Consider the following 12,289-nt stretch of genomic DNA (forward strand, 5'->3'; position numbering starts at 1 on the left):
ATATCAAGGAGGTTTTCCACGTGAGTTATATTCCTATGGTAGTAGAACAGAGCAACCGCGGTGAGCGCGCTTATGACATCTATTCCCGCCTGCTGAAGGACCGCATCATTTTCCTTGGAACGGAGGTTAATGACGTGGTAGCCAATTCTATCATCGCACAAATGCTGTTCTTGGCTGCCGAAGATCCGGAGAAGGACATTCACCTTTATGTGAATAGCCCCGGCGGTTCCATTACTGCAGGTATGGCTATTTTTGATACAATGCAGTACATTAAACCGGACGTTTCCACCATCTGTGTGGGTATGGCAGCTTCCATGGGAGCTTTCCTACTAAACGCTGGCGCTAAAGGCAAACGCTTCGCGCTGCCTAACAGTGAAATCATGATTCACCAACCTCTGGGTGGTGCTCAAGGTCAAGCAACGGATATCGAAATCCGTGCCCGCCGTATCCTGAAATTACGTGATAAGTTGAATCGTATCCTTGCTGAACGTACGGGTCAACCGCTAGAGCGTATTGAGAAGGATACAGATCGTGATTACTTCATGACTGCTGCAGACGCGGCAGCTTACGGTATCGTTGATAAAGTCATCGAGAAGACACTGCCTAGCGGTGTGTAAGCTATAGAACAACAACACAAAGAGGCTGTGCCCTATCCACTTGATGGTTAGCGCACAGCCTCTTTATTTTTCAGACGACTACTTCATACGAATCTCAATTAATTCAAACTGCCATAACCAAGACCATCCAGTTTCTCAGCAATCACACGATAGCCTCGGCCATTAGGATGTAGGTGGTCAATCGATAAAAGCCCTCTTTCGTTTCCTGCAAACTCACTATAAATTGAAGCAAATCCACATGCTCGACTACTGTACTGTGATGCATAGCCGTTAAACTGCCGTACCCACTCTGTAGCACCTACTACCTGAGGATAGGGATTATACAATCCCACAATTCGAATGATAAAAGGTCTACGCGTTCCCGCCTTCAATTGAAAGAGAATACTCATAATTGCAGCAAAATTTTGTTTGCATTCCTGTAGTGATATTCGTAGCTCTTTTGATAAATTTTCAGGTTGTCTAGCTGCAGCCTTCGCAGCATGGATTAAATCGTTGCCACCGATGGATAGGGTGATAATGTCGGCTGCTCGAATAGCTTCGCGAGTCATAGAACTCCCGCGTAGCCGCTGTTCCAGTTCAGAAGTAGTCAATCCATTCACGCCCAAATTCGTAGAGGCTACATTAGAACGCAGTCTCCCTTCCGCCATTCTACGGTACACCGGTACAAAGCCGTTACCAGGCAGAGCGCCAAATCCAGTCGTCAAGGAATCGCCAATTGCAGTATATTGATAGCTCATAGCTCTCCCCCGTTCATAAACTAGTTACTCCATTTAGCATATGAATTCGAGATGATTCTGGTAAGGGGGAGATGTCCAGTGCAGACACTAGCGGTTACGATTCCTCTATTTATTTTATAGCAGCAAATGGACTACCGCCCTCCGGCAACAGTTCTTTGAAAGTAAAGGTATATTCCGGGAACCCCGCAGCATATGCTGTATATTCGTACAATTGGAAGAACAGAACGACCTGATCATCCTTCAGATAAAAATACTTTTCCGTATTCAATCCGTTGAATCCCCCCAAATAACTTTCCTCCGCTTTTACCAGCTTGTTCAACTTTGCATTTAACAGTTGTTTGTAATTGGGATTAGCACCAAACAGATCACCCAATAATAGACGTTTGCCATCCTTGAGCGAAAAGGTAAAAGCCTCCCGGTTGGTCATGCCATGAGCGCCGCCCGTATCACTATACTGTGACATTACTAAACTGATCACGCCGTTCTGATTGTAGGTCACCACATAATCAATATCATAGGTATACTTGGGCTCTGATCCGGATCGATTCGAGATATCCTTTTCTGCACCCGCAGCGAATCTCATGGCACTTTCTTTCAAAATATCATTCATGGCCTGCTGTGCATTGGAATTGCTTAATCCACCGATCTTCGGATAATCAAGCTGGATAAATGCCTCTTTTCGATCCTTAGCATAGGTCTCCGTGGTTACCGTCAACGTGTTCTGTGGTCTGTTCACCACGTTCAACTTACTAGAGCCCCTACTCCAATCCACTTTATAGCCCAGATAATCATTTAAGAGACCTGATGGAACATAGAGCCGGTTGTTTATTAGCTTTCCTTCATACTCTCGAATGTAATAGTTATTCACCCAAATAGAAGTGCCATAGCTAGATAACATCAACTTGACCTTAGTCGTTCCCTTTCCTATCGTGTATGCATTTTCTTTTTTATCATAAGTAAAAGGTAATCGCAGCACATCACGCATAAAGGTAATCGGAATCCAGACCTTCCCTTCCTGCAAAATACCTGTCTCCCGCGAAATCATCCCATTCGCCTTTAGAACTATACTTGAAGCAATAACCTTACTCTGCGTCTGATCAGACGCTGCATAACCAATCTCACCAGGTAGCACTCCTCCACCAAGCAATAACCCCGCTGACATCAAACCTATGCCCCATTTGCGTACTATTTCTTTTGAGATATTCATCATTTTATTTTCCCACTCCTTTCCAATTTATTAAACCTAATCTTAGAGAATTTACACACAAAAGAGGCGCCCCCCACTATTACTAGTGGAAGATCACCTCTCCTGCTTTCATCTTGTTCTAATACTATTTCAATTCATACATTACGCTCAGCTGTGTTGTAACTTTAACTACTTCCGGTTGAACGGATGTACTTGCACCAGCATCTGCTGCAGCCATATCCATTTTCAAATTCTGTTCAAAATAAACCGGAGTGACATTGCCATCATTTTGGCTGACCGTGATTACTTGACCCAAGCTACGTTTAGCCGCTTTAGCAATAGCTCCTGCTTTAACATCTGCGTTTGCCATCGCCTTTTCAATCACCTGAGCTTCAAAGGCAGAAGTATCTTCCACGGAAAAACGTGCATTTCCGATATTGTTTGCCCCTGCCGCAGATGCAGCGTCCAGCAATTCACCGACCTTGGTCAGATCTCTATAAGACACTAACAGCGTATGATTCGCGTTGTACCCTTTGACTTGCTGTCCTTCTTTTTCGCTATAACTATAGTTGGGTTGCACATAAAATTGGGTACTTTGAATATCCTTATCAGCGATTTTCCAAGTCCCTTTCAGTAGTGTAGTGATCTTTTGGATTTTAGCAGCATTTGTTTTTTGCGCTTCTTGTGCAGTTGTAGCCGTAGTATCCACACCGATGGACAGGTATACAATATCCGGCTTGATGGACAATTCACCTTTACCTACTACACTAACGACATTTTTCTGCACTTCATCTGCGTAAGCCTTTGCAGGACCTTGGAAGACACCACTCATGCTAATCCCTCCAATTAACAAACTCCCTACGATCAACACTGAACCAATCTTCTTTACCAAACCTTTCATATTTGCCAGCCCCTTTCACCTTTTATGATTTGTTATTACCCTCTAGACGAGTCTTTTTGGTAAATGTTGCACATCTAAATCTATTTTTTAGTATAAAAAAAAGCCCCTAGGGGCTTTTTAGTCATGCGATAAAAAGTCAATTTAAAAGATTATTGGTTCTCAAGCTCTTCTTTGCTGACGAGACTCGTCAAAGCGTTTACAGCTTGATCCGCGTCTGCACCATCCGCGCTGATATAGATCTCCGTGCCGGAACTGATCGCTAGGCTCATAATCCCCATAATACTTTTGGCGTTTACTTTTTTATCGTCTTTTTCCACGAAAATCTCCGACGAAAACTTGTTAGCTTCTTGCACAAACAATGCTGCCGGTCGAGCGTGTAGCCCTGTCTTCAACCGAACAACTACCGGGTGCTTTGTCATGAAACGCTTACCCCCTAATTGAGTTCTCCCCAAAAATTTCACATTAATTTTATAGTATTATATCATTATAACGTAAACCACACTAGAAAAAAAGTGACTAGCCGCCTCGAACCTTGTCCGCCAGTTCATCAATCTTACGAAGTCGATGATTTACTCCGGACTTACTAACCGTACCTTTCAGCATTTCACCAACCTCTTTAAGGTTGATATCTGGGTGTGCCATTCGAATTTCTGCAACTTCTCGCAGTTTATCCGGTAAGCTCTCCAGTCCCACTTCTCGCTGCAGCAGTTTGATATTCTCAATCTGCCGCACCGCGGCACTTATCGTTTTATTGAGATTCGCGGTCTCGCAGTTTACGATCCGATTCACGGAATTACGCATATCACGCATAATTCTTACATCCTCAAATTTGAACAACGCTTGATGCGCCCCGATCAGACTTAAGAATTCGATTATCTTCTCGCCTTCTTTAATGTATAGAATGAACCCTTTTTTACGTTCAATGCAGCGTGCGTTTAGGTGAAATTCACCAGCCAGATCGACCAGCGCCTTACAATGCTCCTCATACATCGAGGAAATCTCCAAATGGTAAGAGGAACCCTCCGGATTATTAACCGATCCGCCGGCCAAAAAGGCACCACGCAAATAAGCACGCTTACAGCAGTTATTCCCAACAATCTCTTTATCAATACCGTCGGTAAAAATAAATCCTTCGGACACAATTCTGAGATCATTTAGGATCTCCTGTACGCGACTAGGGATTCTAACGATATAAACGTTATTTTTCTTCAAACGCATTTTCTTACGCACGAGTAGCTCAATATGGACCTGGTAATATTTCTTAAGCAAAGAATATACCCGCCTTGCAATCGCGGCGTTCTCCGTCGAAATGTCGAGAATCACCTTTTTGCTTGAAAGCTGCACAGATCCATTCATACGGATAAGCGCTGACATTTCCGCCTTCTCACAACAGGGCTCACTCTCCACCATCGTCAGCTCTTTTTTGGTAAGGGCCGCAAAAGACAAGGGTCTCACCTCTTTCTGAAATAAGTACGTCATTCATATATACAAGCATAAACGCCTTCGGCGTCCTTGTAAGGACGGTAGCGTTTAAGCGAGAAATATAAGACATAAAGTATAGGTGTAAGACTTATACTTTCTTATATTTTAAGTTATACCCTAGGATTTCTGTTTATCCAATCTTGCACAAGCTGATAAATATGATGACTAAGCTTATCAGTATCATGCCTCAAATAAGTTCGGAATAACACTAGCTTATCCGCTATAACTTTATATGCACTGCCTTCTAGTACATCCTTGTCGAGTTGTACCGGACGTGCACCCTTCTCAGCGTACTTCGACTGCACCTGCTCTGGAATTTCACCGTCATTCACAATAATATAATCAAACAAATGAATCCCAATATGATCATAAACGGCTTGTAGATGGTCATTTACAGTATAATTATCCGTTTCACCAGGCTGAGTCATTACATTGCAGACAAAAATTTTGATTGCATCAGAAGATACAACTGCTTCTGCCAGCTTCGGGACAAGTAGGTTCGGAAGAATGCTCGTATATAGACTCCCTGGACCCAAAAGAATTGCATCAGCATTTCGAATCGCTTCAAGTGCTTCAGGCAACGGCTCCACATCAGCAGGCTCCAAAGAAACCCGTTTAATGATCCCGCCTGCTTCCGGTATCTTAGACTCACCCGTGATAATCGTACCGTCCGACATTTCTGCACGCAATACTACGGCATCCCCCGCAGCGGGTAATACCCGTCCGCGAACAGCAAATAATCGGCTAAGCTCACGAACAGCAGTGACAAAATCGCCAGATATATCTGTAAGCGCGGCAAGAATTAAATTACCAAGACTATGGCCCGCCAAGCCTTCGCCCGTGTTGAAACGATATCTCATAATATCCGCCATGAGCGGCTCTACATCAGCCATAGCTGTTAATACGTTGCGGATGTCCCCAGGAGGCGGCATTTGCAGTTCACTGCGCAAAATGCCCGAGCTTCCTCCATCATCTGCTACGGTAACTATAGCTGTAATATCTAGCGGCTTTTCTTTTAAGCCACGAAGCATGACAGATAGCCCCGTGCCACCGCCCATAACGACGATACGCGGACGCTCTCTTTGTTCTTCAGCCACTATGGACCCCTTCTCTCATTAGTGCCGATCACGCTCGGAATCCCGATGACTGACGGCTACGGATTCCGTTTCGCTGACGCCCAGCATTTTACCCAAATATTCAGAAATGGCTACTGAACGGTGTTTCCCGCCTGTACAGCCAATGCCGATAATAATCTGGGATTTACCTTCCCTACGATATTGCGGAATTAAGAAATGAAGCATATCGAGCAGTTTGGTCAGGAACACCTGTGTTTCAGGCCACTTCATTACATAGTCATAGACATCGCTGTCCTGACCTGTTTTTGGCCGCAGGTGATCTACATAATGTGGGTTAGGCAAAAAGCGAACATCGAAGACGAGGTCTGCATCAATAGGAATACCATACTTAAATCCGAACGATGTAATGTTGACGGAGAGTGTACTTTTTCCTAAATGCGAGAACCGGGAAACGATCTTCTCCTTGAGCTGCACTGGTTTCATACTGCTAGTATCCAGACATAATGTGGCAGAATTCTTTAATTCCTCAAGCATTTTACGTTCCAGCTTGATACCATCAAGCGGAAGTCCCTTAGGCGCTAGAGGATGATGACGCCGGCTTTCCTTGTAACGCTGCACAAGCACCGAATCCGTAGCATCCAAGAACAAGATTTCACAGCCAATGGTTGACTCATCTTTGATATAGGCTAGAGACTCGGACAAAGCAGTGAAGAATTCCCTACCGCGCAGGTCAATCACAAGCGCTACCTTGGCGATCTTACCCTTCGACTGCTCAATCAGTTCTGCAAACTTAGGGATCAGCACCGGCGGCAAATTATCGACACAGAAGAACCCTAGGTCTTCCAGACTCTGCACAGCAATTGTCTTACCCGCACCTGACATTCCGGTAATAATGATCAGGGTGGCTCCAGCCGTTGGAGTATTGTCCAATTCGGTCATTAAAGCGTCCCCTCCCTAAATTAGTATATGAATACTCCCTATCTTTTAAGAACGAAGCAGAAGACCTGCTGCACCCACAATACCTGCATCATTACCAAGCTCTGCAGGAATAATCGAAACACCAGTCTGAAGCGGAGCCGGTGCGAGCTTAGCAAATACACGACGAACTTCATCAAATAGAATATCTCCAGCCTTAGACACACCACCACCAATGATGAAGACCTCAGGGTTAAGCACGGCTGCAACAGAAGCCATTGATTTACCCAGGTAGTATGCTGCACGGTTTACTATGCGAATCGCTACTTCATCGCCAGCCTTAGCTGCATCAAAGACTTCCTTCGCAGCAATCTTCTCTACCATTGAGAGGGAAGTACGATCACCACGAGCTACTGCATCGTTAGCCATACGAATAATTCCTGTAGCGGAGGAAACGGTTTCCAGACATCCCATATTACCGCAACCACATTGAATGGCTTCCAAATCCGGCACTACAGTGATATGGCCAAGCTCACCTGCTAGACCTGCAAAACCTTGATAAATTTTTCCGTTAATAATAATCCCGCCACCAACACCTGTTCCTAGCGTATAGCAGACACAGTTTTCAATCCCGCGTCCTGCACCACTCCAAGCTTCACCCAGTGCAGCCACGTTCGCATCATTGTCTATTTTGACAGGCTTGTTCCAGCGATCTTCCAAAATGGAGCGAATCGGCACATCTTTAAATCCTATGTTGGGCGCAAGGATAATGATTCCTTCACGAATATTTGTGAACCCTGCTACGCCCGCGCCTACACCTGCAAGCTGATCCCAAGAGTACGGGGAATCCTCCACAATTTGGCGTACATACTTCTCGATATTATCGATAACAGTATCGACACCTTCTGCAGTTTCTGTGGGTCCCTCATAAGTATGCAGTAGCGTTCCCTCAGCATTGCAGATTCCAACCTTAATTGCAGTTCCACCCAAATCCACGCCAACGTAGATATTCTCAGACATGTAACAAGCCACCTTTTTTTATACTAAAATAGTTAATCCTAAGTACCAACTATAATAGAAGCCCCCTCTGTGGTCAAGGAAAGACAACACACCCGGGAATTCCTTATTTTAATACTATACTCTATTATATTCTAAAAAGACCCCCTTACGACTAAGTAAGAGAGTCTTCTGACTATATTATTATCTGGAAAATAACCTAGAACACCCATTTATTCTGATAAAATACGCTTTTGTCCTTCTAGTGCACGGATTGGAGCGATATTTTGCGTAAACTCCAGCGTGCCCATATATCGGCCAGTCTCGTCGCGGACAGCGAAATAACGGATATAAATGAATTTATCCTTGATGGCAATCCAGAAGTCTTCAGCATCCTTAATGCCTGCCTTAAAGTCTTCCAAAAGCTTCTCTACCACATGCACACTTTGCGGAGGATGACAGTTCTGTACTGTACGACCGATAACCGCCTTTGTCCGAGCAAAGATACGTTCCTTCCCGTGTGAAAAATATCGCACGACATCATTCTCATCAATGAATGTCAGATCTACCGGCAGGTGATTGAGCACGGTCTCTAGCTGATGCAGTGACAACAGCCCTGTCTCAAAACGTATGAACCCTTCTTGGGGAGCTGCACCCTCTGCTTCTCCCAGCACTGCACCTTCCGGCTCTGCGGCACGCTCGGGTATCCACTCCTGCTCCGGTGCGGCTAGACAGAACCCAATCTCATCGCTCTCGCGAGCGATTTTGACCCATTCATCTTCCGTCAATTTGTCCAGTGCCATAGGCAGTAGGATATTTTCTTCCTTAAAGATCATTTCATTAACTTCCTTGATGATCTCCATAAGTTGAACCCCAATTTGAGCTGCATTTCCGCTGTAGCTAGTGAGTGCAGCCTTTGCCTCTTTAATCATACGGCGGATATTATCATCGACTCCCCACATGACCTTGGTTGGCCCATAAATCCCATACTTTTCGAGGTAAGGAAATAGTAGATTCTCTTTACGGCTGTAGTGTTTATCAAGATCTAGCAGCAAGCTTAGATCCTCCAACAACTTGAAGATGAGTTCCTCACTATCGTTCTTTTGAAACTTCGTTGCGTGCAGATCCATGCGGAAGTTCACAAGTCTTTCAATCTCACGGTTTTCTAGCTTGAAGGTGTGGACTGGGTGGCCGGGTTGTTCTTCAGGCTTCGAGGAGCGGTGAATTTGCTCAATAGAGCCTTTGAAAATTGCTGTATGCACCGAACAAAGCCGCTGTACCTCGGATACTGGAATTCCCTCTTCAGTCATTAACGAATGCTCCATTGCAGAGATTTCCGTAACAGTAACATCGCCTACAGCTTCCTCGAAGCGTGCCTTAACCTCTTCAACGCTTTTCCCTGCATGCAGTTCTTTAATAATTTCCTTGAGCATGGCTTGGCGACGAGTTTGCTCCGGTACATCAACCTCGCGGTTATTTATCAGTTCACTCATTATTGATCTCTCCTTAATGAAATTTTGATGATAGATTCCTTTATTTCATAATCTCGAAGCCATGTCGTTCAAATGCTAACTTCACGGTGTCGAAATCCATTTTCTTTAACTTGATTCCTTTGGATAAGGTCATGAAACGGCCAGCGGTCTGCAGCATGCCTGGCTTAGCAATGTCCTTAAAGCCCAGCTCTACCATAATCTCGATGACCTCCGGATGCCGTGATACCATATCGAATATGGACTCATCCATTCGCAGCACTTTTTCCATGTAACTCTTCTCCTTTTTGTGAGAACTATTCTCAATAACAGATTAGCACAGGCCATATGAGGCGATAGTGATTGCAATCACTAAATTAGAAGAAAGAGGCTGTTGTTCTTTTTAACAAAGGATTACGTATTAGTGTGAAATAAAAAACTGCCCCCTACGCTTAAAAAGCATAAGGGACAGCCTGATTCGTAATTAATCATTTATTATAGCGTTACACCTGTTTTGAATATGGAAATCTCGCGGAAATTATTCTTCTCATTATTTACCCATTCCCCGCTAGCCACACTGATAATGTAGTTAATGAAGTCGCGCAGGACCTCATCTGGAGAACCATCTTCGACCAACACACCCGCATTAAAATCAATCCAATGACGCTTTCCTTCATACAAAGGCGTATTCATCGATACCTCCATCGTAGGCGCGAATGTACCGAATGGCGTTCCCCGCCCGGTCGTAAAGATCACTAATTGGCAGCCAGCAGCAGCCAGAGCCGACGAAGCCACTAGGTCATTGCCCGGCGCGTTAAGAAGATTTAAGCCTTTGTTAGTGATAAGCTCTCCGTACTTGAGTACATCCATTACCGTAGAATTACCGGATTTTTGAGTACAACCCAAAGATTTATCCTCAAGCGTAGTAATCCCTCCGGCTTTATTGCCTGGGGAAGGATTTTCATATACCGGCTGTTTATAGTCCATGAAATACTGCTTAAAGTCGTTGATGAGATCAACAATTTTGTGGAAAATAGCTTCGTCTGCAGCACGTTCCATCAGAATCTTTTCGGCGCCAAACATTTCAGGTACCTCAGTGAGTACAGTTGTGCCGCCTTGGGCAGCCATATAATCAGAGAGACGTCCAAGAAGCGGATTCGCAGTAATCCCGGACAGGCCATCCGAGCCTCCATACTTCAGACCAATCTTCAGCTCAGAGAGTGAGACTTCTTCCCGATGATCGCTCTGTACGTTATTGTAGAGTTCCTTCAGCAGCTTTACGCCTTCTTCAATCTCGTTTCCAACCTCTTGGGAGACAAGAAAATGCACTCGATCCTCATCGTAACTACCCAGAATGTCTTTAAAAATATGCAAATTGTTATTCTCACAACCTAGTCCGAGCACAAGTACGGCGCCCGCATTTGGATGCTTAACCGCGTTAGCAAGTATTGTACGAGTATTGTCATGATCATCACCCAGCTGGGAACAACCATAGTTATGCTTCAGTACGAGCACGTTATCGAACAGAGCGATATCGCCAACCTCTGCCTTAAAAATATTAAAAATATTGATGATCTGCTCCGCCACTCCATTCACACAACCAACCGTAGGCACGACCCACAGCTCATTACGAATGCCTACAGGTCCGTCAAAGCGGCGATACCCCTTAAAAGTCAAATTCTCAGCAGCAAAAGGATTCGGCGTCAGTTTCTGCTCAAAAGTATATTCCTCTATCCCATGAATGAACACGATAAACTAATTAAATAAACCTTATATATTCATATTATATTATTAATATATGCACACGTGATCATTTTAGATCGAAATCCTTTACCTTTGTAAAGGATTGGTCACTATATACGTCCACCTGCTATTTTGACAGCTTCCTAACCGATTCTCTCGCAATAAACTCCGTGTCGATCGAGATTAGCACGTCATTCTCTATAGGTTCCTTGATTAAACTTAACAGCCGGCGTGCACCTTGCTCACTAATCTTCTCAATAGGACGTTTAACCGTGGTAAGCGAAGGATTCGCAAATAGCGAAAATCCACTATCATCAAAGCCAACAATAGAAACATCGTTCGGCACCTGCAGCCCCCGCTCGAACACAGATTTCATAGCCCCGATCGCCATATCGTCATTGGAACAAAATACTGCCGTCGGTGGTTTCTCCAAATCCAGTAGCTTGCCCATCGCCTCATATCCGCTTTGCATATCGTAATTACCACTTCTCATATAGTCGTTACGCACAGGGATATTATGGTCAATCAATGCTTTTATAAAACCGTCTCTGCGTTCCTGCGTAGATTTAAAACCCTCAACACCTTCAATGATCGCAATGTCTTGATGCCCAGCCTCAATTAGGTGTTTACCTGCATTATAAGCGCCCTCCCGGTCATTCGAGATGATGTTGATAATGGAACGGTCATCAATTTGTCGGTTCAGCACAACGATTGGAATGCCTTGCTGTACTACATGGTAAATGAATTTATTATCTGCTTCGCTTTGACTCATTAGAATAATTCCATCAAAACGCTTGCGATGAATAGAAGAATACTCCGCATAATCATCGATCCCACGGATGAACAGATTATACTCTACATCTATGACACTATTTACACCACGAATCGTATCTGAGAAGAAACCAGAAGTTGTGCCGTTGGCAATACTCGTGAAGAACAAGCCAATGGTATATGATCGCTGCATCACAAGGCTTTTGGCATTGTAATTGGGGACGTAACCCACTTGCGCAGCGATCTCGGCAATTTTTTTACGTGTGACTTCTTTAATTAGGGGACTGTTGTTAAGTGCTCTCGATACAGTTGTATGTGAAACATTCGCCAGTTTGGCGATATCCTTAATTGTAGGTGCCATGGGTCAACCTTCCTTATTAAACGGGTTTGGCTCTT

12 protein-coding genes and 1 pseudogene are annotated in these 12,289 nt (G+C 44.4%); 1 reads left to right on the top strand and 12 read right to left on the bottom strand.

Features of this window, described 5'->3' with window-relative positions; genetic code table 11:
• Nucleotides 1-20: 20 nt before the first annotated feature.
• Entirely contained in the window at nt 21-617 is a 597-nt protein-coding gene (gene clpP / locus L1028_RS24530; RefSeq protein WP_042184034.1) for an ATP-dependent Clp endopeptidase proteolytic subunit ClpP, read from the top strand.
• 98 nt (nt 618-715) lie between these two features.
• On the opposite strand, the gene L1028_RS24535 is transcribed toward clpP, so the two are convergent.
• The 12 genes and pseudogenes from L1028_RS24535 to L1028_RS24590 form a co-directional block, all read right to left on the bottom strand.
• Entirely contained in the window at nt 716-1,354 is a 639-nt protein-coding gene (locus tag L1028_RS24535) for a GDSL-type esterase/lipase family protein (RefSeq protein ID WP_234540524.1), read from the bottom strand.
• A 109-nt stretch (nt 1,355-1,463) separates the two neighbouring features.
• Complete coding sequence (locus L1028_RS24540; protein ID WP_234540527.1) at nt 1,464-2,564, bottom strand: PdaC/SigV domain-containing protein; 1,101 nt, start codon at nt 2,562-2,564, stop codon at nt 1,464-1,466.
• 121 nt (nt 2,565-2,685) lie between these two features.
• On the bottom strand, nt 2,686-3,441 hold the full coding sequence (locus tag L1028_RS24545; RefSeq protein WP_234540529.1) for an SIMPL domain-containing protein: 756 nt from the start codon (nt 3,439-3,441) through the stop codon (nt 2,686-2,688).
• Nucleotides 3,442-3,590: 149 nt separating this feature from the next.
• Nucleotides 3,591-3,860, bottom strand: coding sequence for an HPr family phosphocarrier protein (locus L1028_RS24550; protein WP_036687106.1), 270 nt, complete (start codon nt 3,858-3,860; stop codon nt 3,591-3,593).
• A 97-nt stretch (nt 3,861-3,957) separates the two neighbouring features.
• A complete protein-coding gene (gene whiA, locus L1028_RS24555; protein ID WP_042123310.1) occupies nt 3,958-4,887 on the bottom strand; it encodes a DNA-binding protein WhiA in 930 nt (309 codons plus the stop codon).
• 146 nt (nt 4,888-5,033) lie between these two features.
• A complete protein-coding gene (locus L1028_RS24560; RefSeq protein WP_179085868.1) occupies nt 5,034-5,981 on the bottom strand; it encodes a gluconeogenesis factor YvcK family protein in 948 nt (315 codons plus the stop codon).
• A 57-nt stretch (nt 5,982-6,038) separates the two neighbouring features.
• Nucleotides 6,039-6,938 carry an RNase adapter RapZ gene (gene rapZ / locus L1028_RS24565; RefSeq protein ID WP_042123306.1) on the bottom strand — a complete coding sequence of 300 codons (900 nt, stop codon included), beginning with the start codon at nt 6,936-6,938 and terminating at the stop codon, nt 6,039-6,041.
• A gap of 45 nt (nt 6,939-6,983) precedes the next feature.
• A complete protein-coding gene (locus L1028_RS24570; RefSeq protein WP_234540530.1) occupies nt 6,984-7,934 on the bottom strand; it encodes an ROK family glucokinase in 951 nt (316 codons plus the stop codon).
• 209 nt (nt 7,935-8,143) lie between these two features.
• The gene (locus L1028_RS24575; protein ID WP_234540531.1) at nt 8,144-9,403 is read right to left on the bottom strand and encodes a DUF438 domain-containing protein; all 1,260 of its coding nucleotides are present in this window, start codon (nt 9,401-9,403) and stop codon (nt 8,144-8,146) included.
• A gap of 40 nt (nt 9,404-9,443) precedes the next feature.
• Nucleotides 9,444-9,671: a DUF1858 domain-containing protein gene (locus L1028_RS24580; protein ID WP_234540532.1), complete on the bottom strand. Its 228-nt coding sequence runs from the start codon at nt 9,669-9,671 to the stop codon at nt 9,444-9,446.
• Nucleotides 9,672-9,874: 203 nt separating this feature from the next.
• Nucleotides 9,875-11,116, bottom strand: a pseudogene (locus L1028_RS24585) (UxaA family hydrolase); the annotation flags it as partial.
• A gap of 133 nt (nt 11,117-11,249) precedes the next feature.
• The gene (locus tag L1028_RS24590) at nt 11,250-12,254 is read right to left on the bottom strand and encodes a LacI family DNA-binding transcriptional regulator (protein ID WP_234540533.1); all 1,005 of its coding nucleotides are present in this window, start codon (nt 12,252-12,254) and stop codon (nt 11,250-11,252) included.
• Between the last annotated feature and the right edge of the window lie 35 nt (nt 12,255-12,289).

Origin of the sequence: Paenibacillus pseudetheri, from assembly GCF_924513355.1 — a bacterium.
Taxonomy (GTDB): domain Bacteria; phylum Bacillota; class Bacilli; order Paenibacillales; family Paenibacillaceae; genus Paenibacillus_AQ; species Paenibacillus_AQ pseudetheri.

What these genes read in the sequence shown, in the direction of transcription:
- L1028_RS24535 (WP_234540524.1), bottom strand. Translation starts at nt 1,354, where the DNA reads ATGAGCTATCAATATACTGCAATTGGCGATTCCTTGACGACTGGATTT.
- L1028_RS24540 (WP_234540527.1), bottom strand. Translation starts at nt 2,564, where the DNA reads ATGATGAATATCTCAAAAGAAATAGTACGCAAATGGGGCATAGGTTTG.
- L1028_RS24545 (WP_234540529.1), bottom strand. Translation starts at nt 3,441, where the DNA reads ATGAAAGGTTTGGTAAAGAAGATTGGTTCAGTGTTGATCGTAGGGAGT.
- L1028_RS24550 (WP_036687106.1), bottom strand. Translation starts at nt 3,860, where the DNA reads ATGACAAAGCACCCGGTAGTTGTTCGGTTGAAGACAGGGCTACACGCT.
- L1028_RS24560 (WP_179085868.1), bottom strand. Translation starts at nt 5,981, where the DNA reads ATGGGCGGTGGCACGGGGCTATCTGTCATGCTTCGTGGCTTAAAAGAA.
- rapZ (WP_042123306.1), bottom strand. Translation starts at nt 6,938, where the DNA reads ATGACCGAATTGGACAATACTCCAACGGCTGGAGCCACCCTGATCATT.
- L1028_RS24570 (WP_234540530.1), bottom strand. Translation starts at nt 7,934, where the DNA reads ATGTCTGAGAATATCTACGTTGGCGTGGATTTGGGTGGAACTGCAATT.
- L1028_RS24575 (WP_234540531.1), bottom strand. Translation starts at nt 9,403, where the DNA reads ATGAGTGAACTGATAAATAACCGCGAGGTTGATGTACCGGAGCAAACT.
- L1028_RS24580 (WP_234540532.1), bottom strand. Translation starts at nt 9,671, where the DNA reads ATGGAAAAAGTGCTGCGAATGGATGAGTCCATATTCGATATGGTATCA.
- L1028_RS24590 (WP_234540533.1), bottom strand. Translation starts at nt 12,254, where the DNA reads ATGGCACCTACAATTAAGGATATCGCCAAACTGGCGAATGTTTCACAT.